This is a genomic window from Dactylosporangium sp. CA-092794 (genome assembly GCF_050948465.1).
In the GTDB taxonomy this organism is placed as follows: domain Bacteria; phylum Actinomycetota; class Actinomycetes; order Mycobacteriales; family Micromonosporaceae; genus Dactylosporangium.
The window spans coordinates 3,308,684-3,334,346 of the sequence record NZ_CP192044.1 but is presented as its reverse complement, the minus strand read 5'-3'; the positions used below and the strand labels follow the sequence as shown (position 1 = coordinate 3,334,346).

Sequence of the window (25,663 nt, the reverse complement as noted above, 5' to 3'; positions counted from 1 at the left end):
GCGGCGGTGACTCGCTTACCCGGCGCGGAGTACTGGCGGTCGTCTGCGCCGCCGTCTTCGTGGACATGACCGGCTTCGGTATCGTGCTGCCGTCGCTGCCGTACCACGTCGAGCACCTGGGCGGCTCCGGCGCCTGGGTCGGGCTGCTGCTCACCGCCTACGCGGCGGCGCAGTTCGTCGCGGCGCCCCTGCTCGGGTCCCTGTCCGACCAGCACGGCCGGCGACCGGTGCTGCTGCTCACGCTGGCCGGCTCCGCGGTATGCATGGGGCTGACCGCAGCCGCGGGCTCCCTGGCCATGCTGCTGGCGGGGCGAGTCCTTGCCGGCGGCTGCGGCGGGGCGATCGCAGTCGGACAGGCCTACGCCACCGACCTCGTTCCGCCAGGGCGACGCACCCGCGCCCTCGGTCTGGTCGGCGCCGCCGTGGGGACCGGATTCATCGCCGGTCCAGCCCTCGGCGCGGCATTGACCGCGGCCGGCATCGGCTTCGCGGGCAGCTGCCTGGCGGCCGCCGCGCTGGCGCTGGCCAACTGCGTGCTCGGCTGGACACTCCTGCCCCGCGGCGGACCGGTCCCGGCGTCGTCGCCGCCGTCCGGGCTGCGGACCCGGGTGCGCCGGCTGGTCCGGGCCGCCCGGCAACCGCGGCTGGCTCGCATCCTGGCCGCCGTGTTTCTCGGCATGTGCGCGTTCGCCGGCATGGAGACCACCCTCGCACTGCTCGTCCTGGACCGCTTCGGTGACGGCCCGGGCACACTCGGCCTGATGCTGGCCGCGGTCGGCGTAGCCGTCGCCGTGACCCAGGCGACCCTCGTCGGACGCCTCAGCGACCGCTACGGCCACCGGAACACCGCAGCCGCCGGAGCCGCCACCCTCGGCGCGAGCCTTCTCGCGCTGGCGCTCGCCCCCGACTGGCTGGCCTACGCCAGCCTCGGCGCCATGGCCGTCGGGCACGGTCTGCTGTCCACGGCCGCCGCCAGCCTCATCGCCGGGTCCAATCGCGCCGACGTCGGCGGAACGCTCGGCATCGGCCAGTCCGCCGCCGCGGCCGCCCGCGTGGTCGCCCCGATCGCCGCCGGAGCGGCCTTCGACGTCGGCCCCGCGCTGCCCTACATCGGCGCGGCCGCCGCGTGCGCAGCGGCGGCGACATCACTGCTCCTGCGCCACCGGCCGAGGCCGGCCGCAACGCTTGACGACCAGGCCCAGGCCGCTCGGCGTTCGTGGCGGACGGGCCCCGCCGGCACGCTCACGCCGACTCCGCCCGGCCCGTCCGCCAGTAGCCCATGAAGGCCACCGAACGGCGGTCCCAGCCCCGCTCGGCGACGAGGTGCCGGCGCAGCGTCCTGACAACGCCCGCCTCGCCGGCCAGCCAGGCGTACACCCCGGCCGGCACCGCAGTGGGCTCCGGTACCTCCCACAGGATCTCGGCATCGACGTCGATGTCGTCCAGGTCATCGCCGACGGCCGATCTGGGCGCGAGCGTGAGCCGGGCGGCCGCCTCGGCCACCGCGGGCACCAGCCGCGCGCCGTACGCCGCGCCCTCACGGGCCAGCCAGGTCACCCGCACCCCGGCCGGCCCGGCCAGCGGCAGCGCGTCACGCTCGTAGGGCACCTCCAGCAGCGCCTCGCCCCGCGCCCCGGCCGGCAGCCCGGCCAGGATCGAGCCGATCGCCGGCACCGCGGTCTCGTCGCCGGCCAGCAGCAGCGGCACGCCGGCGTGGCGCGGACGGAACTCGATCCCGCCCGGTTCCCCGCCGTAGTGAGCGTTGGGCCCGAGCAACCTGATGTCGTCGCCGACCACAGCCCGGTTCGCCCAGCGCGCGGCCGGACCGCCGTCGCCGTGCAGCACCACGTCGACGTCCACCTCCCTCACCGCCCGCCGCACCGCCCGCACGGTGTAGGTGCGTAACGGCGGGCGCCGCTCCGGCGGCAGTTCACGCCAGCGGGAGTACCAGTCCGAGCCCTCGGGCAGGTGTGCGTACCCGCCGGCCGAGGCCGGGAAGATGAGCTTGATCCGCTGATCGCGCCCGTGGTCGGCGAAGCGCGACAAGTCCGGCCCGGCGAACGTCACCCGCAAGAACGACGGGCTCAGCCGGGTCAGCGCCCCCACCCGGGCGCGGAAGGTCAGGTACGGCAGTTCCATTGCTCACACACCGATCCGGACGCGGAGCGCCACAGCAGCCAGACGAAACAGGGGGATACCGAGCATCGCCGTCACCAGGCCGGTGGGACCCGTGTGGGCGCGGCGAACGCGCGGCCCACCGGTCGGCTCGTCCGCACGATATTAGGGTAGCCTAACCTTGTCGAGTTGGTGTGTCCACGGTCCACGGTTACAGCGAGCCGATCACACGGAGGCGGTCGGCGATCGCGCGGCGGCCGGCCGGAGCCTGCGGGTCCCGCCAGTCGTGGCCGTGCGGGCTGCCGGGATGGACGTGCAGTTCGCACGAGACGCCGGCGGCGTGCAGGCCACCGGCGTAGGCGATCGACTCGTCGCGGAAGATGTCGTGCTCGCCCACCTCGACGTAGGCGGGTGGCAGCCCGCGGAAGTCGGTGAGCCGGCCCGGCGCCACGGCGGGCGGGATCCGCGCGCCGCCGATGTCGTCGCCGAGCAGTGCGCGCCAGGCGATGCGGTTGAAGTCGTAGGTCCAGGTCGCGAGCGGGGCCAGTACCGGGTCGGGTGCGGTCGTGCGGTCGTCGAGCATCGGGTACACGAGAATCTGCCGGGCGAGCCGAGGCCCGTGCTCGCGGGCCAGCACGGCGGCGCCGGCCGCCAGGCCGCCGCCGGCGCTGTCGCCCATGACGGCGATGCGGCCGACGTCGATACGCAGGGATCCGGCGTGGTCGTGCAGCCACCGCAGCGCGGTGTGGACGTCCTCCACTGGGGTGCTGCCGCGCGCCTCCGGCGCCCGCCGGTAGCCGGGCGCGAGGAACGGCACGCCGCTGCGGCCGGCGTACAGGCGCACGACCGGGTCGTAGAGGTCCGGGGAGCCGCAGATCATGCCGCCGCCGTGGACGTACACGACCGCCGACGCCGCGGCGGAGCCTGCGCGGCGGTACCACCGCAGCGGCAGCATCGTGCCGTCCGCGGCCTTCGCCGAGTATTCCTCCACGACGACGCCGGGGGCGACCGGCAGGGCGGCGAACATGCGGGCGAGGTCGGTGTCGACCGCCGCCCGCAGTTCCAGCGCGTCGCTGTCCACGTCACGCGTCCTGGAGGTTGAGCCCGTGTATCAGTGACATGTACCGGGCCAGGCGCGGGTTGCGGTACGGCCCGGGCTGGGTGAGGGCGTGGATGACCCGCTCGACGACATCGGCCGGCTCGTCCTGGCTCATCTTCTGCTTGGCCTCGAACCGGGTGACACGCAACCGGAACCCGACCGTGCCGCGCACGATCGACCGGGCGTAGGCGCTGTTGCCTGGCGGCCCGTTCAGCCGGAACGGCTCGGGCAGGCGGAGCTCGAAGTGGTCCACGAGCCGGTCCAGGACGGCGAGGTTCTCCTCGTCACCGAGCAGCTCCGGGGTGCCGTAGGCGTGCACGACGGTGAAGTTCCAGGTCGGCACGGCCGCGCCGCGCCGGTACCAGCCGGGCGAGATGTAGCCGTGCGGGCCCTGCACGATGGCCAGCAGTTCGTGCCGGCCCAGCTCGTGGGCGGCCTCGTCGGGCCGGCCGACGTGGCTGAGCAGCACGATCCCGTCGTCGGCGCCGCCCGGCGGGGACTCTTCCAGGATGGCCGGGTAGTGGGAGGCCACCACACCGCGGCCCGGCACGTGGCTGACGAACGTGCACCAGGGGTTGCCGCGGATGAGCGCTTTCACCGTGCCGGGGTCGGTGAGCGCGTAGTCGGGATTGTGTCGCATCGCCCGCCTCCTACAGCCAGTCGGTCTCGCCGGTGACGAGCACGTCGCCCTTGGGGTCTAGCGCCCACAGCCGCGCGCCGGTATCGCTCGGGATGCCGACCAGCCGCACCGGCGTGTCCACATAGGTGGGTGCCACGACGCGCATGACGAAGTGGGCGATCGTGCGGCCGGGGGCGTTGCGCGCGCAGAAGTCCAGCAACAGCAGTTCGAGCAGCGGGCCGTGCACGAGCAGCCCGGGTTGGCCCTCGACCTGGCGGGTCCAGTCGGGGTCGTAGTGGATGCGGTGGCTGTTGAAGGTCAGGGCCGAGAACCGGAACAGGTGCACCGGCGTGAGCGTCAGCTCGGTGTGCCACACCCAGTCCCGCTGGGCGGGTCCCGCGGTCACGCGCGGCGTTCGCGGAGGGTCGCCGGGGTCCGGCGCGCCGAGGAAGATGTCGTACTGGCGGATCGTGGTGACGATCTCGGCGCCGGCCAGGATGCTGCTCTCCAGCGTCACGATGACCAGCCGCCCGCTCCCGCCCTGCTTGTGCTGCACGTCGCCGAGCTTCGTGGCGAGTTCGAGCGTCTCGCCGAAGCGGATCGGACGGTGGAGGATGAGTTCCTCTCCCGCGTAGAGTCGCCGCGGCAGCCCGACGTCCGGCACGATCCCGTCCGCGGCGGGGGTGCCGTCGGGGCGCAGCCGGTCCAGCGGCACCGGCTGGGTGAAGTAGAGCTTGTGCCATCCGGGCGGCAGGAGGTCGGGCTCGGCCGGGTCGTCCGGGGCGAACGTGTCGCGGTAGGCCCGCGCCGGTTCCCGCCGGATGGTGTCCACGATGCTGCTCAGCGGCATCAGATCGCTCCTGCCTCGCGTAGTTCCTTGATCGTCGCCGTGTCGTAGCCGGCGACGGTGGACAGCACGAGCTCGGTGTGCTCGCCGAGGCGGTTGGCCCGCCGGGTGACGTCGGCCGGCGTCGCGCTGAGCTTGACCGGCTGCCCGAACATGCGCACCGGCCCGAACTCGTCGTGCGCGACGCTGATGACCATCTCCCGGTCGGCGGTGCCGGGGTCCTGCACGATCTCGTCGATCGTGCGCACCGCGGTCAGCGGGACCGTCTCGCCGGCCATGGCCTCGAGCTCGGCCTTGGTGCGGCCGGCGAACCAGTGCACCACGATCGGGCGGACCCGCCGCTCGTAGACCTCCTCGTCGAACCGCTTGCGCATGGTGTCGATCTCGGGGTCGGTGGCATGTTCCGGGGTGCCGAACAGCTCGCAGCTGACCCGCCACAGCTTGTCGGTGTAGCCACCGAAGAAGACGTGGCCGTCGGCGCAAGGAAACAGTTCGTAGGGCCGGACCCAGGGGTGGCGGTTGCCGGCGGGTGCGGCGACGGCCCCGTCGACCGTGTAGTTGACGATGGCGTTCTCGGTCAGGGCGATGACGCTGTCGACCTGGGCCACGTCGACCAGCTGGCCCACGCCCGTGCGCTCGGCGTGGCGCAGCGCGGTGAGGGTCCCGGTGAGCGCGAACAGGGTCGCGGCGAGGTCTCCCAGCACCGTGCCGACCCGCACCGGCACCTCGCCGGGGGCACCGTTCATCGACCACAGCCCGCCGGCCGCCTGCGCGGTCGAGTCGAACGCCGGCTTGGCGCGGTTGCGCCCGGTCTGGCCGTAGCCGGAGATAGCGGTGTACACCAGCCGCGGGTTGACCTCGCGCAGCACCGGGTAGCCGATGCCGAGCTTGTCCATCGTGCCGGGGCGGAAGTTCTCGATGACGATGTCCGCCTTGCGGGCGAGGTCGACCAGCGCGCGCCGCCCGCCGTCGGTGGCGAGGTCCAGCGTGACACCGAGTTTGCCGCGGTTGTACTGCGCGAAGTACCCCGACAGTTCCTCCTCGCCGTGGCGCAGGAACGGCGGGAACCCGCGGGCAACGTCCGGATCGCGGGGACTCTCGATCTTGATGACGGTGGCCCCGAAGTCGGCCAGGATCTGGCCGCAGTACGGACCGGCCAGCACCCGGGAGAGGTCGAGTACGACGACGCCGGCCAGGGCGCCCCCGGATCCGGTCGGCATCATGTGGCGGCTCCCTCGGTCTCGGTTGCGCTCGCGTCGGCGGCGAGCAGCGCGGTGGCGGCGCGGGAGGCGATGCCCGCCCGTCCGGTCCGCGCGGCCAGCCAGGCGCTGGTGCGTACCAGCTGGTCCAGGTCGAGCCCGGTGGCGATGCCCAGCCCGTGCAGCATCCACACCAGGTCCTCGGTGGCAAGGTTGCCGGTGGCGCCGGGCGCGTACGGGCAGCGACCCAGGCCACCGACGGAGGCGTCGAACTCGGTGACGCCGGCCAGCAGCGCGGCGTAGACGTTCGCCAGGGCCTGGCCGTAGGTGTCGTGCCCGTGCAGCGCGAGCGCACCGGTCGGCACCCCTGCCGCGCCGAGCGCGGCCACGACCGCGGTGACGTGGCCCGGGGTGGCGGCGCCGATCGTGTCGCCGAGCGAGACGGTGCGGCAGCCGGCCCCGTGCAGGGCGGCGCCGATCCCGGCCACGGCGGCCGGGTCCACGGGGCCCTCCCACGGGTCGGCGAAGGCCATCGAGACGTAGCCGCGCACCCGCAGGCCCGCGTCCAGCACCAGCCCGGTCAGCTCGACTGCGGCGCGCAGCGCGCCGTCCCGATCGGTGTTGAGGTTGGCCCGGGCGAACGTGTCGGTAGCGCTGGTGAGGACCGCCACCTCAGTGGCGCCGGCCGCGACGGCTCGCTGCAGTCCGCGACGGTTGGGCACCAGGCAGACCGTCTCGGCGTCGAGCCGGCCACGCAGCTGCCCCATGAGCGCCTCGGCGTCGGCCAGCGCGGGGACCCAGCGCGGCGCCACGAAACTGGTGACCTCAAGGCGGCGGACGCCGGCCGCGGCCAGTCGGCGGCACAGCTCCGCCTTCACCGCCGTGGGTACCACACCGGGCTCCGCCTGCAGCCCGTCGCGCGGTCCGACCTCATAGACCGTCACCTGTTCGGGAAGGCCGCCGGGGGCACGGAAGGCGATGGGTTCCGGCCGCCACCGCGGCGTCACGACAGCGCCGTCCCGGCCGCCGGTGCCGCCGGGTCGCCCTCGCCCCGCAGTCCGCGCAGCACCCGCTCGGCGTGCTCAGCGCGGATCTGCCGATCGGCGACGAGCCGGGCGGCCACCGCGGCGATCTCGTCGGGACCGGCGCCGGCCGAGGCCGCGATCGTGCGCGCGTGCAGTGACATGTGGCCGCGCTGGATGCCCTCGGCGGCCAGGGCCCGGCAGGCGGCGAGGTTCTGGGCGAGCCCGACGGAGGCGATGACGTCGGCGAGCTCCGTCGCGGTCGCGACCCCCAGGATGGCGATGGCCACCCGGGCCGCCGGATGGGCCCGCGTCGCCCCGCCGACCAGTCCCACCGCCAGCGGCAGCTCCAGCGTCCCGACGAGGTTGCCCGTGGCGTCCTTCTCGAAGCGCGACAGGGCCGAGTACCGTCCGTTCTGCACGGCGTGGGAGTGGCAGCCGGCCTCGACCGCCCGGGTGTCGTTGCCGGTGGCGAGCACCACGGCGGTGACGCCGTTCATGATGCCCTTGTTGTGGGTGGCCGCCCGGTAGGGATCGGCCTCCGCGAGCGCCGACGCCTGCACGATCCCGTCGACCACGGCCGGTCCGCCGAGCTGCTGGGCGTCGAACACCGCCCGGGCCCGGGTCAGCCGCAGGTCGGCCTTGTTGCTGAGGATGCGCAGCAGCGCGCGGCCCGCGCCGAGCTCGGCCAGGCGCGGCGCGACGGCCTCGGCCATGGTGTTGACCGCGTTGGCGCCCATGGCGTCGCGGACGTCGACCGTCAGGTGCACGATCACGTGGCGCCCGGCGCGGGTGTCCACCACCCGGGCGTCCACGCCGCGCACGCCGCCACCGAGAGAGCGCAGCATCGGGTCCTGCGCGTCGGCGAGCGCGGCGATCTCGGCCGTGCTCTCCAGGATGCGAGCCCGCGCCGCATACGGGTCGACGACGTCGACCAACTGGATCTGGGCGATCATGACCGAGCCGGTGCTGGACGTGCGGAAGCCGCCGTGGTCGCGGGCCATCCGCGCGGCATTGCTGGCCGCGGCCACCACGGAGGGCTCCTCGGTGGCCATGGGCACGAGGCGGTCCCGCCCGTTGACGGTGAAGTTCGTGGCGACGCCGACCGGGATCCCGATCGTGCCGACGACGTTCTCGATCATGTGGTCGGCCTGGGCGAGGCTCAGGCCGGCAGCGGGGTCGAGGGCGGCGAGATCCCCCCGCGGTATCCGGGTGTGCTCGGTGACGATGCGCCGGCGCTCCTCGACCGTGCGGTCCTTGAATCCCGGCACTCGGCTGGTGGCGGCCACGGCAGCTCCTTCGCTCTCGGCGACGGCCGCGGCGGGGCGGTCGTTCGTCAGCCAAAAGTTAGGCCGCGGCGCAGGCACCTGGAATGGAGCGCTCACCCACGATTGGCCGTGGATCGTGTGCTGTTCAACCTGTCGCCGTTGCCGCCCGGTGCCGCGCCGTCCGCCAGCCCGCCGGCCAGCTCGTCGAGGCGCACGGCGACCGAGATGCGGAAGTAGCGCTCGTCGTCGCGCCAGTCGGCGCCGAGAATCGCCGAGAGCCGGTCCAGGCGCTGCAGCACGGTGTTGGTGTGGAAGCGCAGGATACGCGCGGTCCGGGTCGGGCTGGCGTTGCAGCGCACGAAGGCCCGCAGGGTGGGCATCAGCTCGGTGCCCTTCTCCCGGTCGTGCGCGCGCACCGCGCCGATAGTGGTGTCGAGGAACGCGGTGAGGGAGCGGGCGTCCGCGTCGAAGATCGTCGCATACGGCAGGTACTCGTCGGTGGTCACGCACCGGCCGGTCGCGCCGATCGCCTCCAGCAGCCGGGCCGTGCGCGCCGCCAGCACGAACCGCTCCCCCAGCTGGGCCGGGGATCCGGCGGGCGGGGCGGTGACGCCGAGGGCGGGCACGCCGACCTGCTGGGTGATCCGTTCCCGCATCCCCTCGACCGAGATCGGCGCCCGCGCACCCCGGCCGCCGCGCGCCACGGTGTCCGAGCCGACGATCGCGACGATGTAGCCGCGATACTCCCCGACCAGGCCGTGCCGGCGCAGCGCCTGCATGAGCGCCTGCAGCGCGGCCGGACGGGCCTGGCCCGGCACCGCGAACACGTGCACCGTGTCCAGCTCGGCCAGCGTCACGTCGAACGACCGGGCCCGCCGGGTGACGTCCTCGCCACGCTCCGGCCACGCCTCCAGCAGGTCGACGACGAGCTCGGTCTGCAGCCGCCGCTCGGTGTCGGCCACCGCCTTGATCTGCAGCTCGACCAGGGCACAGACCTGGGCGGCCCGCTCGATCGTGCGCCGGTCGACCGGGCCGAGCTCGAAGTCGCCGGGGCCGAGCAACAGCGTGCCGAGGTGGTCCGTCCCGGCGGTCATCGCCGACACCGCTGCCGTGGCCGGGTCGCCCTCGACCGGCGCGCACAGCCCCGACGTCCGGCTGGCGTCGATCGCGGCGGCGACCTCGCGGCCCGGCGTCAGCAGGGTCGTGGCGGGCGCCATGCGCTGGGAGTCGGCGATCACCCGCCCGGCGGCGTCGATGATGGTGACGGGGCGGGCCAGCGCCCGGGCCAGGGTGCCGGCGATCTGGCCGAAGCCGCCGCCGCGCAGGACCGCCTGCACCAGCTCCTGGTGGACCGTGTTGGCCCGGTCCCGCTCAGCCAGGTGATCGGTGAGCCGCTCCAGCGCCCGGCGCGCCTCGTCCTCGGAGCGGCGCAGGCTCCGCAGCATGTCCGCGGTCTGCAGCACGATCGACGCGTGGTCGGCCAGCGCCGAGAGCAACGAGATCTGCTCCGGCGTGAACACCGCCTCCCGCCGGGTCGCTACGAACAGCACGCCCAGCACGTCGGCGCCGGTGAGCATCGGCACGCCGAGCAGCGACACGAGCCCCTCGGCCGCCACCGCCCGGTCGACGGTCGGCTCATGCCGGTACCGGACATAGGAGTCGTAGTTGCCGACCCAGCGCGCCTTGCGCGACTCGACGATCTCGCTGACCAACCCCCGACCGGCGGGCACGACGAGGTTCTGGAACTCGTCGCTGATCGAGCCGACGGTGCGGCGCACATACAGCTCCAGCGTGTCCTGGTCCAGCACGGAGAGGTAGGTGACGTCGAAGCCCATGATGTCGTGGGCCCGGTTGACCAGCCGGTCCAGCAACAGGTCGCTGTCGCGGACCTCGGCCAGCTCGCGGGCGCTGGAGAACAGCGCGGCAAGCTCCTGCTCGCGGCGGCGCAGGCGCACGCTCTCGCGGTGCGCGCGATGCACCGCGTCCGCGGCGCCGGCGGACCCGGCCGCGTCCAGACCCAGCTGTTCGAGCGCGGCGGCGAGCTCGCGCGGGCCGACCGCGACGCTGCCGCCCGCCGCGGCGACGATCGTGGCGATAGCTGTGACCTTGGGCGATTCCTCCATCGGATCCCCCTCTTCCTGGGTGCGGACACCATATGCCCACCCCCGCCGGTGCAGGCAAGGTCTTGGCTGGGCCGATCCTGCCCGCCGATCCGTGACAGGGGGGACGCGGCCCGGCAGATCGACGGATGGCTCGGCGGGCACGGCCACGGCGGCGGGCCGCCTTCGCCATGCCCGCGCCCCGAGACCGTCGCTCGGGCGTCCATGGTGGACGGTCCGGCGGCGGGCTCGGGGCGCATGGACGAATCGTCCACGCCACCGGCGCAACAGTGGGCGTTCGTCATGTGTCCCAGGCCGTGGCCGCTCCCTAGTCTGGCCGCTACGGCGGTGCCGTGAGGTTGCTCACCCCGCCCGTCATCTGCCCCAAGAGGAGGCAACCGGATGAATGGATTACGCACCGGCACCGCCGCGGTCCTCGCTATGGCGGTCCTGCTCGTTTCCGGCTGTGGCGCGACGCCGGCCCCGCAGGGCCGGACCGGCGGCACGCTGTACGTCCTCACCCAGGACACGTCCATCGACCTCGATCCCGCCCGCAACCTGAACCTGCCCACCACCTGGCTGGGCCTGGTCGGGCGGCGGCTGACCAACTGGGACGTCCGGCCGGGGCAGGCCCCGAAGCTGGTGCCCGACCTCGCCACCGACCTCGGCAAGCCCAGCGCCGACGGACTGACCTGGACGTTCACCCTCAAGGACGGCATCACCTACGAGGACGGCACCCCCGTCACCTCGCGCGACATCAAGTACGGCGTGGAACGCTCCTTCGCGCCCCAGCTGGCCGGCGGCCTGGCCTACCACAAGGTGATCCTCAAGGACGCCGGCGGGTACACCGGCCCTTACGACGGCGCCGATCTCGCCGCGGTCAGCACGCCCGACGACAAGACCATCGTGTTCCACCTGGCCTACCCCTACGGCGACTGGCCGTGGATCGTGTCGACGCCGGCGTTCGTGCCGGTGCCCAAGGACAAGGACGACCCGAAGACCTACGGCACGAAGCCGTCGGCAACCGGACCGTACAAAGTGGACTCCAACACCACCGGGGTCTCGCTGACCCTGGTGCGCAACGAGCGGTGGAGCGCCGCGACGGACCCCGTGCGCACCGCCGGCCCCGACCGGATCGTGTTCAAGCTCGGGCAGAACCTCTCCACGACCACGCAGACCCTGCTGGCCGACGTCGGCGACGCGAAGAACTCCTTCAACGCCAACCCGCTCGGCGCGGCGGACCTCGCGCTGGTAAACAACAACGCGGCGGCCAAGAGCCGGCTGGTCACCTCCGACGCCGGTTCGCTGTTCTACCTCGCGCTGAACGCCCAGCGCGGCGCCCTGTCCGACGTGCGCGTGCGCCAGGCACTCGAGTACGCGGTCGACCGGCGGGCGGTTATCATCGCCCAGGGCGGCCCCGGCGCGGCGGTGAAGGCGAGCACCCTCATCACGCCGGGCATCCCGGGCCGGCAGGACTACGACCTCTACCCGGCGGGCGACTCGGGCGACCCCGACAAGGCCAAGAGCCTGCTCGCGCAGGCCGGCCACGACCGGGATCTCAAGCTCACGCTGTGGGTGGCCAACGACGAGCAGTCCCAGGCGATCGGGCAGGCCGTGCAGCAGGGCCTGCAGCGGGCCGGCGTCGCGGTGACGATGGTGCCGTTGGACCCCGCGACGATGTACACCGACGCGACCGGCGACGCACCCCCCGGCTACGACCTGATGCTGTCATGGTGGCTGCCGGACTTCCCCAGCGCGTGGGGCAACGTCTATCCGCTGTTCCACTCCAGCCAGATCGGCGGCGGAGGCTACAACCTCTCCCGGTTCAAGGACCCCGAGGTGGACACCCTGCTCAACGCCGCGGTGGCCGAGCCCGACCTGACCAAGGCGCAGCAGCTGTGGGCCCAGGCCGACCGGGCCGTGATGCAGAGCGCGCCCGTCATACCGCTCACCTTCGGCCGCAACGCGTTCCTGCGCGGCAGCAACGTGCAGAACATGTTCGTCGCCGCCTATCCCCCGTTCCAGAACTACCTGACGGTGTCGCTGAAGCAATGACGGCATCGACGGATCCGGTCGTCCTGGCGGTGAACGGCCTGCGGGTCGCGTTCGCCGACCGGGACGACCCCCGCCGCCCGGCGCGCGCGGCCGTGACCGACGTGAGCTTCGAGCTGCGCGCCGGGCGGGTCCTCGCGCTCGTCGGCGAGTCGGGGTCGGGCAAGAGCGTCACCGCCATGGCGGCGCTCGGCCTGCTGCCGCCCTCCGCCCGGGTGACCGGCAGCGTCCGGCTGGAGGGCGAGGAGCTGGTGGGCGCCCGGCCGGGCCGGCTGCGCCGGGTCCGCGGCGGGCGGATCGGCACGATCTTCCAGGAGCCGATGAGCGCCTTCAACCCGGCGTACACCATCGGCTGGCAGATCGCCGAGGCGCTACGGACCCACGGCGCTCCGGCGCGTGGGCGCCGGCTGCGCGAGCGGGTCGCCGAGCTGCTGCGCTCCGCGGGGTTACCGGACGCCGCCCGGATCGCCCGGTCGCACCCGCACGAGCTCTCCGGCGGTCAGCTGCAGCGCTCGATGATCGCCATGGCCATCTCCTGCGATCCGGTGGCGCTGATCGCCGACGAGCCGACGACCGCCCTCGACGTCACCGTGCAGGCGGGCATCCTCGACCTGCTCCGGACGTTGCGCGCCACCCGGGGCACCGCGATCCTGCTCATCACCCACGACATGGGCGTGGTCGCCGACCTCGCCGACGACGTCGTGGTGATGCGCGGCGGCGAAGTGGTGGAGCGGGCGGACGCGCGGACCGTCTTCGCCGCACCGGCCCGGAGCTATACCCGGGAACTGCTCGACGCCGTGCCGCGCCTGGATCGGCTGCGCGCGGACGCCGGCGGCGCGGCACCCGAGGCGGCCCTCGGCGAGGCCATCGCGGAGGTGCGCGGTGCGCGGATCGTCTACGGCGGCGACGGCTGGGGCCGGCGGCGCACGGTCGCCGTCGACGGGGTCGACCTGCGCATCGTGCGCGGCCGCACGCTGGGGCTGGTCGGCGAGTCCGGGTCGGGCAAGTCGACCCTCGGCCGGGCGCTGGCGGGCCTGGTCGGCGTGCGGGAGGGCGCCGTTCGCGTCGGCGGCACCGACCTGGCCCGCGCGTCGGGCGCCGCGCTGCGCGCCGTGCGGCGGCGCATCGGCTACGTGTTCCAGGACCCCGCCTCGTCGCTCGACCCGCGCTACCCGGTGGGCCGCGTCATCGACGAGCCGATGCGCCTGCTGTCCGAGCTGCCGGCGGCGGCGCGAGCCGCCCGGGTGGCCGAGCTGCTCGACGCGGTCCAGCTGCCGGCCGGCTACGCCCGGCGCTATCCGCACGAGCTGTCCGGCGGGCAGCGCCAGCGGGTGGCGATCGCCCGCGCCCTGGCGCTGCGCCCCGATCTGCTCATCGCCGACGAGCCGACGAGCGCCCTCGACGTATCGGTCCAGGCCCGGGTGCTGGACCTGCTGGTGTCGTTGCGCGCCGAGTTCGGCTTCGCCTGCCTGTTCATCAGCCACGACCTCGGCGTCGTGCACCGGCTGGCCCACGACGTGGCCGTCATGCGGGCCGGCCGGATCGTCGAGGCGGGGCCCGCCGACGCGGTGCTGCGCTCGCCGCGGCACCCCTACACGCTGCGGCTGCTCGCCGCCGCCCCGGTCGCCGACCCCGATGAGCAGCGGGTCCGGCGGGCGGCCTGGCGCAGCGCGGCCGAGCCGCCCGCGACCCTGGAGCGTGCGCCATGACCGTCAACAACGCCGTCCACGGTGGACCCGCCGGGGACGAGGCGGCGGCCGGCCGCGGCGGCGCGCGGCGGATCGTGCGGGCCGTGCTGCGCGACCGCTGGGCCGTCGCGGGCGCGGTCACGATCGTGGGTTTCGTGCTCGCGGCGCTGCTCGCGCCCGCGCTGAGCGCGATCACCGGGCAGGATCCGTATACGTACCATCTGGATCTGCTCGACGACTCGGGCGTGCCGCGCGGCTTCGGCGGCGGGATCAGCGCCGCCCACTGGTTCGGCGTGGAGCCCCTCACCGGGCGCGACCTCTTCGCGGTCGTCGTGCACGGGGCGCGCACCTCGCTGCTCGTCGGCCTCGGCGCTACCGCGGTCTCGGCGTGCGTCGGCGTGCTGGTCGGGCTGGTCTCGGGGTTCCTCGGCGGCTGGCCGGACCGGGTCGCCGGCCGCGCGGTCGACGTCATCCTCGGCTTCCCGCTGCTGGTGTTCATCATCGCGCTGACCACGATCGTCCCGGCCGGGTTCCCGCGGCCGTTGTTCCTGATCCTCATCATGGGCGCGTTCGGCTGGCCCGGCATCGCGCGGGTGGTGCGCGGCCAGACCCTCGCCGTGCGGGAGCGGGCATTCGTCGCCGCGGCCACCGTCATGGGCGCGCCCCGGCGGCACGTCATCCGCTCGCACGTCCTGCCCAACATCGCCGCGACCGTCATCGTGGTCACCACGATCGTGGTGCCCGGGATGATCGGCATCGAGGCGGTGCTGTCCTTCCTCGGCGTCGGCGTCGCCCCGCCCACGCCCTCGTGGGGCCGGACCATCGGCGACGCCGTCGGCTGGATGCAGACCAGCCCCATGTATCTGGTGTTCCCCGGGCTCGCCCTGTTCCTCGTCACGTTCGCGTTCAACGCCTTCGGCGACGGTCTGCGCGACGCCCTCGACCCGCGCGGAGGCCGGGCATGAATGCGAGCACGGTGCGTTTCGTCCTGGTCCGGCTGGTCGCGACGGTGCTGGTCCTGATACTCATCGCGGTCATCACCTACGCGGTGTTCTACCTGCTGCCGGCCGACCCGGCCCGGCTGTCGTGCGGCCGGCCGTGCACGCCGGACAACCTGCGCCGGGCCGAGGCGTTCATGGGCACCGACCTGCCGTGGTGGCAGCAGCTGTACGCCTTCGGCAAGGGCATCGTGGCCGGGCGCACCTTCGGCACCGGCGCCGCGGCGGTGGTCTGCGCCGCGCCGTGCTTCGGCTACTCGTTCCAGCAGAACGCGAGCGTTTCCGAGGTCATCGCGGCCGGCTTCCCGGTGACGGCGTCGATCGCGGTCGGCGCGGCTGTGCTGTGGCTGCTGCTCGGCGTCGGCGGCGGGGTCGCGTCGGCGGTGCGCCGCGGTCGCCCGCTCGACCGGACCGTCATGACCCTGTCGATGGCGGGCGTGTCGGCCCCCGTCTACCTGGTCGGGCTGCTGGCGATCCTGCTCTTCGGCTTCACCCTGCACTGGCTGCCGACCGGCGGCTACGTGCCGCTGCTGGAGAGCCCCGGGGAATGGCTGCTGCACCTGCTGCTGCCGTGGTGCTCGCTGGCGCTGGTGACGGCGGCGGTGTACACCCGGCTCACCCGCGCCCAACTGCTGGAGGCCCTCGGCGAGGACTACATCCGCACCGCCCGGGCCAAGGGGCTGCGCGAGCGGCGAGTCGTGCTGCGCCACGGGCTGCGCAACGCCATCGTCCCGGTGGTGACCGTCTTCGGTCTCGACCTCGGCGCGCTGCTCGGCGGGGCGATCATCGTGGAGAAGGTGTTCTCCATGTACGGCCTCGGCGCCCGGCTGATCGACGCCGTGCGGCTGCTCGATCTGCAGGTCGTGGTCGGGCTCACGCTGTTCTCGGCGTTCCTCATCGTGATCGCCAACTTCGTCGTCGATCTCGTCTACGGCATCATCGACCCGCGGGTTTCCCAGTGATCGGAGAGCCATGTTGTTCCTGCGCGACGCCCGGTTCGCGGCGGCCGACGAGCGCCATGACATCCTGCTGCGCGGCGGCCGGATCGCCGCCGTCGCCCCCCGCGGCACGCTGGAGGCGCCCGGCGTCCGGGTGGTGGACCTGGACGGCCGGTTCGTCATGCCCGGCCTGTGGGACGAGCACGTGCACTTCACGCAGTGGGTCATCCAGCACCGCCGGCTCGACCTGTCCGGCACGGCCAGCGCCGCCGAGGTCCTCGCCCGGGTCCGCACCCACCTGGCCGGCACGCCCGGCCCGCTGACCGGCTACGGCTTCCGCGACGGCCTGTGGCCCGACGCGCCGACGCTCGCCGGGCTGGACGCGGTCGCCCCCGCGACGCCGGTGGTGCTCATCAGCGGCGACCTGCACTGCGCGTGGCTGAACTCCCCCGCCGCGGCGATGCTCGGGGCGACCGTCGATGCTTCGGGGGTACTGCGGGAAGGCCCGTGGTTCGCCGCCTCCCGCGACCTGCGGGCTGGCCGCCTCATCACCGCCGACGACTTCCGCGAGGCGGCCCTGGCCGCCGCCGCCCGCGGCGTGGTCGGCATCGTGGACTTCGAGAACACCGACAATATCGCCGAGTGGCCCGCCCGGGTCGCCGCCGGCGTCACCGCGCTGCGGGTCGAGGTGTCCGTCTGGCCCGACCGCCTCGACGCGGCCATCGCCGCCGGCCTGCGCACCGGCGCCCCGCTCGACCCGTCCGGCCTGATCACCATGGGCCGGCTCAAGGTCGTGGTGGACGGCTCCCTCAACACCCGCACCGCCCTGTGCTGGGACCCGTACCCCGGCCTGGACCCCGCCCACCCCGACGCCTGCGGCACCGCGATCGTGCGCCCCGAGCGGCTGCGCGAGCTGCTCGCCCACGCCCATGCCCACGGCATCGCCGCCGCCGTCCACGCCATCGGCGACCGCGCCAACACCGAGGTCCTCGACACCTTCGAGGCCCTGAGCATCCCGGGCACCGTCGAACACGCCCAGCTCGTCCGCGACCCCGACGTGGCCCGGTTCGCCGCGCTCGGCCTCATCGCCAGCGTGCAGCCCGAGCACGCGATGGATGACCGGGACATCGCCGACCGGCACTGGGCCGGCCGCACCGGCGCGGCCTTCGCCTACGGCTCCCTGCACCGGGCCGGCGTCGCCCTGCGGCTCGGCTCCGACGCCCCGGTCGCCCCGCTCGACCCCTGGCTCGCCATCGCCTCGGCCACCAGCCGCAGTCGCGGCGACCGCGAGCCCTGGCACCCCGAGCAGCGGCTTTCGCTGCCCACCGCGCTGGCCGCCAGCACCCGCGGCCGCACGGGCGTCACCCTGGGCGACCCCGCCGACCTGGTCGTGCTCGACCGCGACCCGGCTGCCGCCACCCGCGACGAGCTGCGCGCCATGCCCGTCGCCGCCACCCTCGTCGCCGGCGGCTTCACCTGGGCCAACCTCTGAAAGGGACGACCGGATGCCATACGCGAACACCGACGGGATCGAGATCTTCTACGACGTGGCGGGCGATCCCGCCGGCCCCGCGCTCGTGCTCGTCTCCGGCGGAGGCGCGCAGCTGATCAGCTGGCCCGAGGACTTCGTGGCGCTGCTGGCCGCGCAGGGCTTCCGCGTCGTGCGGTTCGACAACCGCGACACCGGCTACTCCCAGCGCTTCGGGGGCGAGGCCGACATCGACGGCGGTTACGAGCTGTCGGACATGGGCGACGACGTGATCCGCGTGCTGGACGCCCTCGGCGTGCCGGCCGGGCACCTCGTGGGGCACTCGATGGGCGGGATGATCGCGCAGATGGCGGCGCTCGATCATCCCGGCCGGGTGCGCAGCCTGGGGCTGATCAGCACCATCCCGGGGCAGGACCCACGCTACATCCTGCACGGCGAGCGCGAGGACCTCACGGTCGTGCCGGCGCGGCACTCCCGCGAGGAGGTCGTCGCCTTCACGATGGACGTGATCCGCACGACCGGACCGCAACGCTACGACCGGCAGGAGGCATGGCACCGCTGGGCGGCCGGCGAGGCCTACGACCGTGGGTACGCCCCCGAGGGCTTCGCCCGGCAGTGGTCGGCGCTGCGGCGCGCGCCCGAGCGGCTGGAGCGGCTGCGCGGGGTGAACGTGCCGACGCTCGTGTTCCACGGCCGCGACGACGACGTGCTGCACTGGTGCTCCTCGGTCGACATCGCCGAGGCGGTCCCCGGCTCCGAGCTGCAGATCCATCCCGGCATGGGTCACCTCATCCCCTGGGAGCTCTGGCCGGATCTCGTCGCCGCGATCGCGCGCACCGTCCGCCGCGGCGAGGAGCTCGCCGCGCGGTAGGACCGCTACCGCGCCGCCGTCCCGATCCGGCGCGGTACCGCGAAGGCCGAGATGTCATCGCCGGACCCGCCTTCGGTGGCGAGTTCGGCGAGAATCCGCCCGATCGCGGGGGCGAACTTGAAGGCATGGCCGGCGCCCAGCGCGACGATGATGTCGGAGTGCTCCGGCAGCGGGCCGATGACGAAGTCGCGGTTGGGCGTGATCGCATACTGACAAGTCACCGTGCGCAGCACCTGCCCGCTGCCCGGGATGATGCCGTGCAGGAACGCGGACAGCTCGTCGACGAGCTCCGGTGAGGCCACGAACGTACGCTCGTCCGGCGCCATCAGATTGTTCGACATGTCGCGGGCTGCCTTGATCGAAGGCTCGCCGTAGGTCGGGAACCCGTAGAAGCAGAGGTTGTCCTCCCAGATCCACACGGGAAAACGGTCGCGGTCGAAGGCCCGCGGATCCCCCGGCTTGAAGTAGGTGACCTGTTCCTGCATGCAAATCAGCGGGATCGGCGCGCCGAGCGGCTCCAGCAGCCGGTTCGTCCACGCGTCGGCCGCGAGGATCACCCGTCCCGCGCGGACGTCCCCCTCGCGGGTGTGCATCACGATGCCGCGTTCGCCGGCGCTCAGCCGCTCCACCCGTGTGCGGTCGCGGATGGCGGCGCCGTGCGCGCGGGCCTGCATCTGCAGAGCAGCGACCGAACGGGACGCGTGGACGATCCCGGAGTCGGGTGTGTAGACGGTCTCCACGCGCTCGGGGATCCGGAACTGCGGCCACCGCGCGTGCACCTGCGCCGCGCCGAGCAGCTCATGGTCGATGCCGGCGGCACTGAGGCTGGACGTGAAATCCCCGGCGGGATACGGCCCCTCCGTCGGGCAGAAGACCAGACCGCCGGTGATGGTGACGAACCGTTCTCCGGCGACCGCCTCGAACTCGGCCCAGTCCCGGTAGGCGGACTTGGCGAGCCGCACGTACGCCGGCGACCCGTACGAGGTCCGGATGATGCGCGACGTATCGTGCGAGGCGCCGCGCACGTGCCCGAGCTCGAATTGTTCGAACGCGACGACGTTCACACCCCGCCGAGCGAGGTGGTACGCGGCGGCACTGCCGAGAGCGCCCATGCCCACGACGGCCACGTCGAATGCCTTCATGCGGTCGCTCGCTTCCTGGTCGACTACCTGGGCCGCCCCATTCTTTCCGGGTGGGGCCCGGCCGTCGTATGGGTCGACATCACATGGTTCGCGGCGCGACATGGGCGAACTTCCCCGCTCTGCGGTGGGTACACTGCCGCGTAGGCTCGTCGGTATGGTTCCGTCGACCCGCGATGACATCGGTCTTGGCACCTGGCGGCGGGAACGGACTACGGTGGTCCGCCGGGCCGTGTCGGCGCCGGAGTGCGGCCCCCTACCGTCCGCGATCGTCGCCGAGTCGGAACTGACCGGGGTCCCGACCGAGTGGTCGCCGCATTCGCATCCGATGCACGAGCTGGTGTGGGTGCGTGGCGGGACCTTGACCTCCCGTGTCGGGAACCGGATCTTCACCGTGCCGGCGGGGTTTGGCCTGTGGATACCCGCCGGAGTGGTCCACGGGGGCCGGCTGACGGCCAAGGTCAACTTCTGCGATGCGTTCTTCGCTCCCGACCGCACGCCGGTCGCGTTCGCCGGGCCGACGTCGATCGCGATGACGCCACTGCTGGAGTCGCTGTTGTTGCGCCTGGTGCGCAAGGATCTCGATGCGGAGGCGAGAGCGCGGACCGAGGCAGTCGTGTTCGACGTGCTCGAGCCCTCCGAGCGACAGTTCGCGCTGGCGTTGCCGGGGGATCCGAGGATCGACGCAATCGCCGAGGCGCTGCTCGATGATCCCGCTGACGATCGCGGCCTGCAGGAGTGGGCGGCCCACCTGGGCCTGAGCGACCGAACGATCACTCGAGCGTTCCGCAGCGCCACAGGGCTGTCGTTCGCGCAGTGGCGGCAGGCGCTGCGCATCCATGGGGCGCTGGTGCTGCTGTCGGAGGGCGCCGATGTGCGGCGGGTGTCCGAATGGCTCGGCTACGCCCAGCCGAGTACGTTCATCGCCGCGTTCCGCAGGGTGATGAGGGTGACTCCCGGCGTGCTCGCGAATACGCGGTCGGGCATCGAGTCCGATGTCCGGAATCCCGTATCCCCTGTCCCAGATACCGGATTGCCGACAGCTTGATCGTCGCTTAGCCTGCTGAGGCAAGGCAACCCTTACTTGACTCGGTCGCCTCGACCAAGCCTGGAACACGACGGCGCGGCGCGCCCGACCTTCTGTAACGGTGCCGCGCGCCCGCTGCCCCCAGTGATCCGGAGCCGACCGATGCCCACGCCGTCTGCGCCTCTCGCCGATCGCCGTGCGGCCGCCGGGCTGGATGCGGCGATCACGTTGCGTGGTGAACAGCTGGTGCTGCGCTACGGGAAGACCGTGGTCGTCCGCGGCGTCTCGGTGGTGCTGTCGCCCGGTCGCGTGACGGCGCTGGTCGGGCCGAATGGCAGCGGGAAGTCCACGCTGCTGCGTGCCCTCGCCCGGCTCCATCGTGTGGATGACGGCCGCGTGGTGCTCCGCGGCGGTGACGGGGAGCAGGAACGCGTGGTGTCGCTGCTGAGCGCGCGGCAGTTCGCGCGGGAGGTCACGCTGTTCTCGCAGTCGCGTCCGGCTCCGCACGGGCTGACGGTGGGCGAGGTCGTCGCGTTCGGGCGCCATCCGCACCGGCGCGGCTTCGCGGGGCCGTCCGCGGCGGACCGCAACGCGGTCAACCGTGCAATGGAGCTCACCGGCGTGCAGGACATGGCCCAGCGTCCGGTCGGCGAACTCTCCGGCGGCGAGGCGCAGCGCGTGTGGCTCGCCGCCTGCCTGGCCCAGGAGACCGGCGTCGTGCTCCTCGACGAGCCGACGAATCACCTAGACCTGCGCTACCAGATCGAGACGCTCGACCTGGTCCGCGATCTCGCCGACGAGCACGGCGTCGCCGTCGGCATCGTGCTGCACGACCTCGACCATGCCGCCCGCGTCGCGGACACGCTCCTGCTCATGCACGCCGGTCGCATCCACGCCGCGGGCGACCCGCTCGAGGTCCTGACCGCCGAGCACATCGGTGAGGTCTACGACCTGCGCGTCGAGGTCGGCGTCGATCCGCGCACCGGTCGCCTCCGCATCGACCCTGTCGGGCGGCATCCGGCCCGCAACCGGAACGTCGCTTCGGCACCATCCACGATCCATCCGGGAGAGAACCTCACATGACCCTTGCCACCCGCCTCGCGGCCACTGCCGCGACGCTCGCCGCGATCGCCGTGACGGTGACGGCCTGCGGTACCACGGACGTCGACTCCGCCGGCACCGGGCCCAGCGCGGTCGTTCCCTCCTCGCAGGGCTGTGCCGACGACACCACGAAGACCTCCACCGGCCCGGTGTCGCTGACGGATGGCGTCGGCCGCAAGGTGGAACTCGCCAAGCCGGCCCAGCGGGTCGCGGTCCTGGAATGGCAGCAGACCGAGGACCTGCTCACCCTGTGCCGCACCCCGGTCGCGGTCGCCGATTCGAAGGGATACGGCACCTATGTGAAGGCGGAGTCGCTTCCCCAGGGCGTCGTCGACGTCGGCCAGCGCGGTGAGCCCGACCTGGATGCGCTGTATGCCACGAACCCCGATCTCATCATCGTGGAAGCGTTCAAGGCCGACGACGAGTTGCTCGTCAAGCTCCAGCAGCGCGGGGTCCCCGTGCTCGCCACCCTCGGGGCCGACGCCTCCGGCCAGATCAAGAACATGAAGAACGTCTTCTCGATGATCGCCACGGCCGTCGGCCGCACCGAGCGCGCCGAGCAGGTACTGCGGCAGTTCGACCAGCACCTCGCCGAGGCCAAGCAGAAGGTCGCGGCCGTCCCCGTGAAGACGACGAACTTCCTGTTCTTCGACGGCTGGATCGAGGGCGGGAACGTCGTCATCCGACCGTACGGCAAGGGCGCCCTGTTCACCGAGCTCGGCGAACAGCTCGGCCTGACCCCGGCCTGGACAGACGAGATCGACAAGACCTACGGCAACGGAGGCGTCGATCCCGCCTACGGTCTCGCGCAAACCGACATCGAGGGACTCACCGCCGTCGGCAGCGCGACCCTGTTCTACTCCGACGACGACACCCCGGACAGCTACGTCGCCGAGTTGCGCAAGAGCCCGATCTGGACCTCCCTCCCGGCCGTGAAGGAGGGCCGCGCGTACGCCTTCCCCGCGGGCGTCTGGGGCGCCGGCGGCCCGCTGTCGAACGAGCAGGCGATTGACGCCTACGTGAACATCCTGACCAAGGGGTGAGCGACACACCGGCGCCGCGGCCGCTGCCCCGCGTCGGGCCCGGTCGCGGCGCGAGCGGGGCGGCCGTCCTGGTTGTCCTGCTCGTGGCCGTCGCCGCGGTCGGGCTGTGGCACGTGACGCAGGGCACCTCGGGAGTTGGTTTCTGGGATTTGCTGCGGTACCTGTTCGGGGCGCGCGAGGACGTCGGCGGCGTACCGATCGGGAATGTGCTGACCGGCTCCCGCTTGCCGCGCGTGCTCGCCGGGATCGCGGTCGGCGTGGCGCTCGGCACGGCCGGCGCGCTGCTGCAGTCGGTCACCCGCAACGCCCTGGCCGCTCCGGACACCCTCGCGGTCACGGCCGGCTCCTACTTCGCGCTGTGCCTGGTCGCCGCGGCCGGTCTCGCGGTGCCGCTGTGGGCCTCGGGCGCCGTCGCCTTCGGCGGCGGCCTGCTCGCGGCGGGACTCGTGCTCGCCCTCGCCGGGAGCGCCGCGGGCCTCGGGTCGACCCGGCTGATCCTCGCCGGCTCGGCGGTCGCGCTGGCGCTCGACGCGGCGACCGCCATGCTGCTGATCCTGTTCAAGGAGAGCACCATCGGGCTGTACGCCTGGGGCAGCGGTTCGCTCGCACAGCTGAACCTCGACGCCGCCGGTCGCGCCGCCCCGGTCATCATCGTCGTGCTCTGCGCCGGCCTACTGTTGTCCCGGCGGCTCGACGTGCTCGGCCTCGGCGACGACGCGGCCGCCTCGCTCGGCGTGCTGATCGGGCCGACCCGGGTCACCGCGGTGCTCTGCGCCGTCCTCCTGACGGGCATCTCGGTGACGCTCGCCGGCCCCATCGCCTTCATCGGCCTCGCCGCGCCCGTCGCCGTGCGCCTCGCCGCGAACCGCGTCGGCGTGCTCGCCCGGCACGCCGTCCTCATCCCGGCCTGCGGGCTGGTCGGCGCGCTCCTCGTGCTCCTCGCGGACGCCGTGCTCCGGGCGGTTCTCGGTGCCCAGGCGGCCGCCTCGATTCCCACCGGCGTTCCGACCTCGCTGCTCGGCGCTGCCGTCATCGTGATCCTCTCGCTCCGGCTGCGCGACGCGGGAGCCGCGCGCGAGGCGCCGCAGGCGCGCGTCGCGACCCGCTCCCGCCGCCGGTTCCTCGTCGTCGTAGCCGTCGCGGCGGTGGTGCTCGTCGCGGCGGTGCTGGCCGGCCTGCTGGCCGGGAGCCTGTGGCTGCGCACCGGCGACATCGCGCTCTGGCTGCGGGGCGCCGCGCCCGAGCTGATCGGCCGGGCGCTCGACGACCGGGCCGCACGGGTCGCGGCGGCCGTCACCGCCGGCGCGGCGCTCGCACTGGCCGGCACCGTCGTGCAGGGCACGGTGCGCAACCCACTGGCCGAACCGGGTGTGCTCGGCATCACCGCCGGCGCCGGCCTCGGCGCCGTGATCGTCGTGACCTCCGGCATGACCAGCGGGCGTCCTGCGCTCATCGTCGCCGCCGTCGGGACCGGGCTCGGCACCTTCGCCCTCATCGCGCTGCTGGCCTGGCGCGGAGGTCTCCTGCCGGACCGTTTCCTGCTCATCGGCATCGGCTGCGGATACGCGCTCAGCGACGTCAGCACCTTCCTGCTGCTACGCGCCGACCCGTGGGACACGCCACGCATCCTCACCTGGCTCTCGGGCACGACCTACGGCCGGACCTTCGCCGATGTGCTCCCGGTCGCCGTCGTGCTGCTCTTCGCGACCCCCGCGGTGCTGCTGATGCGCCGCCAGCTCGACCTCCTGGCGATCGATGAGGACACTCCGCGCATCTTCGGCGTCCGCCGCGAAGGCGCGCGACTGTCGCTGCTCGCGATCGCGGCGATCGCCGGTGCCGTGAGCGTGATCCCGATCGGCGTCGTCGGCTTCGTCGGACTCGTCGCCCCGCACATCGCCCGCGCCCTCGTCGGCGTCCGGCACGGACGCATCATCCCGGTCGCCATGCTGCTCGGCGGCCTGCTCGTCTGCGTCGCCGACACCCTCGGCCGCACGCTCATCGCCCCCGCCCAGATCCCCGCCGGGCTCATGATGGCCCTGGTCGGAGCCCCCTACTTCGTCTGGCTGCTCCGCCGCTCCCCCGGCTGAGCAGTACCCGCGGACGCCTGCTGCAGGAAGTCCCGGATGAGTGTGCTGACGAGTTCGGGGCGCTCGGTGACGAGGCGGTGCGTGGTCCCCGGCACGATGCACAGCTGCGCGCCGGGGATGGACGCGGCGATGAGCAGGCTGTGGCCGGGCCGGATCGCGTCGCGGTCACCCGACATCACCAGCACCGGCACCGCGATCCGGGCCAGGTCGGCCGGATCGATGTGCGGTTCGCTCGTCCACAGGCGGAACAGCTTGGCCAGCACGACATCGGCATGCTCCGGGCCATCCGGCGAAAGGCGCTCATACTGCATCCGCTCGGCATCCGGCTCCTGCTCCGGGGGATCCGCGGGCGCGTCGAGCACTGGGCCGCCACCGGCCTCGGCCGCATCCGTGAACCCCGACGGATCAAGGTTCGCGCTGATGGCAACCAGCGAGCGTACCCGCGCCGGATGGTCGAGCGCGAGCAGCAGCCCGATGATCGCGCCATCGCTGAAGCCGACGATGTGCACCGGCTCGAGGCCGACGGCATCGAGATAGGCCAGGGTGTCGGCGACGCCGCGCGCGTACCCATACTCCTCGTCGATATCCGCCGAGCGGCCGTGCCCCGGACGCTCGAAGGCGAACACGCGGTAACCGGCCACGAGCGCGTCGGACTGCGCCCGCATGAACTCGAGCGAACAGAAGCCGCCGTGCAACAGGAGGACCGGATCGCCCTCGCCGGCGACTTCCGAATACAGATCAACGCCGCCGATCCGGAAGTAGGCCATCCGTCTCCCGTCTCCCGTCACCATCGCCGCAGCCTGGCGACCCGATCCTGCCGCCGAGTGCCGCGAGCACAGCTTAATTTGGTCCACGCCGCGGCCTGGGCGCAGACCTGCAGGAGGGACCCAGCCGTGTACTGGCCACGCGACGGAGACATCCGCGGCCCGAACTCCCGGCAGGCACCGGCAGTTCACCGGCGG

Annotated in this window: 21 protein-coding genes; 11 read left to right on the top strand and 10 right to left on the bottom strand. The window is 73.2% G+C overall.

Going from position 1 to position 25,663, the window contains the following annotated elements; genetic code table 11:
• Positions 1 to 65 precede the first annotated feature (65 nt).
• On the top strand, positions 66 to 1,283 hold the full coding sequence (locus tag ACQPXD_RS14480) for an MFS transporter (RefSeq protein ID WP_432838586.1): 1,218 nt from the start codon (positions 66 to 68) through the stop codon (positions 1,281 to 1,283).
• On the opposite strand, the gene ACQPXD_RS14475 is transcribed toward ACQPXD_RS14480, so the two are convergent.
• The 8 genes from ACQPXD_RS14475 to ACQPXD_RS14440 form a co-directional block, all read right to left on the bottom strand.
• Entirely contained in the window at positions 1,243 to 2,139 is an 897-nt protein-coding gene (locus ACQPXD_RS14475; protein WP_432838584.1) for a siderophore-interacting protein, read from the bottom strand. The two genes, ACQPXD_RS14480 and ACQPXD_RS14475, sit on opposite strands and share 41 nt — an antisense overlap.
• A 187-nt stretch (positions 2,140 to 2,326) precedes the next feature.
• Entirely contained in the window at positions 2,327 to 3,196 is an 870-nt protein-coding gene (locus ACQPXD_RS14470; protein ID WP_432838582.1) for an alpha/beta hydrolase, read from the bottom strand.
• A 1-nt stretch (position 3,197) separates the two neighbouring features.
• A complete protein-coding gene (locus tag ACQPXD_RS14465) occupies positions 3,198 to 3,854 on the bottom strand; it encodes an FMN-binding negative transcriptional regulator (RefSeq protein ID WP_432838580.1) in 657 nt (218 codons plus the stop codon).
• Positions 3,855 to 3,864: 10 nt separating this feature from the next.
• Entirely contained in the window at positions 3,865 to 4,683 is an 819-nt protein-coding gene (locus ACQPXD_RS14460; RefSeq protein WP_432838578.1) for an FAS1-like dehydratase domain-containing protein, read from the bottom strand.
• The gene (locus ACQPXD_RS14455) at positions 4,683 to 5,903 is read right to left on the bottom strand and encodes a CaiB/BaiF CoA transferase family protein (RefSeq protein ID WP_432838576.1); all 1,221 of its coding nucleotides are present in this window, start codon (positions 5,901 to 5,903) and stop codon (positions 4,683 to 4,685) included. The genes ACQPXD_RS14460 and ACQPXD_RS14455 overlap by 1 nt, the downstream gene beginning before the upstream one ends.
• Positions 5,900 to 6,823, bottom strand: coding sequence for a hydroxymethylglutaryl-CoA lyase (locus ACQPXD_RS14450; RefSeq protein ID WP_432838574.1), 924 nt, complete (start codon positions 6,821 to 6,823; stop codon positions 5,900 to 5,902). Before ACQPXD_RS14450 ends, ACQPXD_RS14455 begins: the two co-directional genes overlap by 4 nt.
• 59 nt (positions 6,824 to 6,882) lie before the next feature.
• Positions 6,883 to 8,190 (bottom strand): hydroxymethylglutaryl-CoA reductase, degradative, encoded by a 1,308-nt coding sequence (locus tag ACQPXD_RS14445; protein WP_432838572.1) that lies wholly within the window; start codon positions 8,188 to 8,190, stop codon positions 6,883 to 6,885.
• A 92-nt stretch (positions 8,191 to 8,282) separates the two neighbouring features.
• Positions 8,283 to 10,292 carry a helix-turn-helix domain-containing protein gene (locus ACQPXD_RS14440; RefSeq protein ID WP_432838570.1) on the bottom strand — a complete coding sequence of 670 codons (2,010 nt, stop codon included), beginning with the start codon at positions 10,290 to 10,292 and terminating at the stop codon, positions 8,283 to 8,285.
• 378 nt (positions 10,293 to 10,670) lie between these two features.
• Between ACQPXD_RS14440 and ACQPXD_RS14435 the strand changes: the two genes are divergently transcribed.
• Genes ACQPXD_RS14435 through ACQPXD_RS14410 form a run of 6 tightly spaced genes read left to right on the top strand, consistent with a single transcriptional unit; the run spans position 10,671 to position 18,304 of the window.
• On the top strand, positions 10,671 to 12,323 hold the full coding sequence (locus ACQPXD_RS14435) for an ABC transporter substrate-binding protein (protein WP_432838568.1): 1,653 nt from the start codon (positions 10,671 to 10,673) through the stop codon (positions 12,321 to 12,323).
• A complete protein-coding gene (locus tag ACQPXD_RS14430; protein WP_432838566.1) occupies positions 12,320 to 14,029 on the top strand; it encodes a dipeptide ABC transporter ATP-binding protein in 1,710 nt (569 codons plus the stop codon). Before ACQPXD_RS14435 ends, ACQPXD_RS14430 begins: the two co-directional genes overlap by 4 nt.
• Positions 14,026 to 14,973 carry an ABC transporter permease gene (locus tag ACQPXD_RS14425; protein WP_432838564.1) on the top strand — a complete coding sequence of 316 codons (948 nt, stop codon included), beginning with the start codon at positions 14,026 to 14,028 and terminating at the stop codon, positions 14,971 to 14,973. Before ACQPXD_RS14430 ends, ACQPXD_RS14425 begins: the two co-directional genes overlap by 4 nt.
• Complete coding sequence (locus ACQPXD_RS14420; protein WP_432838562.1) at positions 14,970 to 15,968, top strand: ABC transporter permease; 999 nt, start codon at positions 14,970 to 14,972, stop codon at positions 15,966 to 15,968. The genes ACQPXD_RS14425 and ACQPXD_RS14420 overlap by 4 nt, the downstream gene beginning before the upstream one ends.
• Before the next feature lie 10 nt (positions 15,969 to 15,978).
• On the top strand, positions 15,979 to 17,436 hold the full coding sequence (locus ACQPXD_RS14415; RefSeq protein ID WP_432838560.1) for an amidohydrolase: 1,458 nt from the start codon (positions 15,979 to 15,981) through the stop codon (positions 17,434 to 17,436).
• Positions 17,437 to 17,449: 13 nt separating this feature from the next.
• Entirely contained in the window at positions 17,450 to 18,304 is an 855-nt protein-coding gene (locus ACQPXD_RS14410; protein WP_432838559.1) for an alpha/beta fold hydrolase, read from the top strand.
• A gap of 5 nt (positions 18,305 to 18,309) precedes the next feature.
• On the opposite strand, the gene solA is transcribed toward ACQPXD_RS14410, so the two are convergent.
• On the bottom strand, positions 18,310 to 19,446 hold the full coding sequence (gene solA / locus ACQPXD_RS14405; RefSeq protein ID WP_432838557.1) for an N-methyl-L-tryptophan oxidase: 1,137 nt from the start codon (positions 19,444 to 19,446) through the stop codon (positions 18,310 to 18,312).
• Positions 19,447 to 19,600: 154 nt separating this feature from the next.
• On the opposite strand from solA, the gene ACQPXD_RS14400 reads away from it, so the two are divergent.
• The 4 genes from ACQPXD_RS14400 (at position 19,601) to ACQPXD_RS14385 (ending at position 24,701) form a co-directional block, all read left to right on the top strand.
• Entirely contained in the window at positions 19,601 to 20,491 is an 891-nt protein-coding gene (locus ACQPXD_RS14400; protein WP_432838555.1) for a helix-turn-helix domain-containing protein, read from the top strand.
• A 141-nt stretch (positions 20,492 to 20,632) separates the two neighbouring features.
• Positions 20,633 to 21,553, top strand: coding sequence for an ABC transporter ATP-binding protein (locus ACQPXD_RS14395; RefSeq protein ID WP_432838553.1), 921 nt, complete (start codon positions 20,633 to 20,635; stop codon positions 21,551 to 21,553).
• Positions 21,550 to 22,614, top strand: coding sequence for an iron-siderophore ABC transporter substrate-binding protein (locus tag ACQPXD_RS14390; protein ID WP_432838551.1), 1,065 nt, complete (start codon positions 21,550 to 21,552; stop codon positions 22,612 to 22,614). Before ACQPXD_RS14395 ends, ACQPXD_RS14390 begins: the two co-directional genes overlap by 4 nt.
• Positions 22,611 to 24,701: an iron ABC transporter permease gene (locus ACQPXD_RS14385; protein WP_432838549.1), complete on the top strand. Its 2,091-nt coding sequence runs from the start codon at positions 22,611 to 22,613 to the stop codon at positions 24,699 to 24,701. Before ACQPXD_RS14390 ends, ACQPXD_RS14385 begins: the two co-directional genes overlap by 4 nt.
• Here the strand turns inward: ACQPXD_RS14385 and ACQPXD_RS14380 are convergent.
• Positions 24,665 to 25,468: an alpha/beta fold hydrolase gene (locus ACQPXD_RS14380; protein ID WP_432838547.1), complete on the bottom strand. Its 804-nt coding sequence runs from the start codon at positions 25,466 to 25,468 to the stop codon at positions 24,665 to 24,667. The genes ACQPXD_RS14385 and ACQPXD_RS14380 overlap by 37 nt on opposite strands.
• Positions 25,469 to 25,663 lie beyond the last annotated feature (195 nt).

Bases quoted from the DNA above. Each gene is read 5' to 3' on its own strand.
- ACQPXD_RS14480 (WP_432838586.1), top strand. From the start codon at position 66: ATGACCGGCTTCGGTATCGTGCTGCCGTCGCTGCCGTACCACGTCGAG.
- ACQPXD_RS14475 (WP_432838584.1), bottom strand. From the start codon at position 2,139: ATGGAACTGCCGTACCTGACCTTCCGCGCCCGGGTGGGGGCGCTGACC.
- ACQPXD_RS14465 (WP_432838580.1), bottom strand. From the start codon at position 3,854: ATGCGACACAATCCCGACTACGCGCTCACCGACCCCGGCACGGTGAAA.
- ACQPXD_RS14460 (WP_432838578.1), bottom strand. From the start codon at position 4,683: ATGCCGCTGAGCAGCATCGTGGACACCATCCGGCGGGAACCGGCGCGG.
- ACQPXD_RS14455 (WP_432838576.1), bottom strand. From the start codon at position 5,903: ATGATGCCGACCGGATCCGGGGGCGCCCTGGCCGGCGTCGTCGTACTC.
- ACQPXD_RS14440 (WP_432838570.1), bottom strand. From the start codon at position 10,292: ATGGAGGAATCGCCCAAGGTCACAGCTATCGCCACGATCGTCGCCGCG.
- ACQPXD_RS14435 (WP_432838568.1), top strand. From the start codon at position 10,671: ATGAATGGATTACGCACCGGCACCGCCGCGGTCCTCGCTATGGCGGTC.
- ACQPXD_RS14430 (WP_432838566.1), top strand. From the start codon at position 12,320: ATGACGGCATCGACGGATCCGGTCGTCCTGGCGGTGAACGGCCTGCGG.
- ACQPXD_RS14425 (WP_432838564.1), top strand. From the start codon at position 14,026: ATGACCGTCAACAACGCCGTCCACGGTGGACCCGCCGGGGACGAGGCG.
- ACQPXD_RS14420 (WP_432838562.1), top strand. From the start codon at position 14,970: ATGAATGCGAGCACGGTGCGTTTCGTCCTGGTCCGGCTGGTCGCGACG.
- ACQPXD_RS14415 (WP_432838560.1), top strand. From the start codon at position 15,979: ATGTTGTTCCTGCGCGACGCCCGGTTCGCGGCGGCCGACGAGCGCCAT.
- ACQPXD_RS14410 (WP_432838559.1), top strand. From the start codon at position 17,450: ATGCCATACGCGAACACCGACGGGATCGAGATCTTCTACGACGTGGCG.
- solA (WP_432838557.1), bottom strand. From the start codon at position 19,446: ATGAAGGCATTCGACGTGGCCGTCGTGGGCATGGGCGCTCTCGGCAGT.
- ACQPXD_RS14400 (WP_432838555.1), top strand. From the start codon at position 19,601: ATGGTTCCGTCGACCCGCGATGACATCGGTCTTGGCACCTGGCGGCGG.
- ACQPXD_RS14395 (WP_432838553.1), top strand. From the start codon at position 20,633: ATGCCCACGCCGTCTGCGCCTCTCGCCGATCGCCGTGCGGCCGCCGGG.
- ACQPXD_RS14390 (WP_432838551.1), top strand. From the start codon at position 21,550: ATGACCCTTGCCACCCGCCTCGCGGCCACTGCCGCGACGCTCGCCGCG.
- ACQPXD_RS14380 (WP_432838547.1), bottom strand. From the start codon at position 25,468: ATGGCCTACTTCCGGATCGGCGGCGTTGATCTGTATTCGGAAGTCGCC.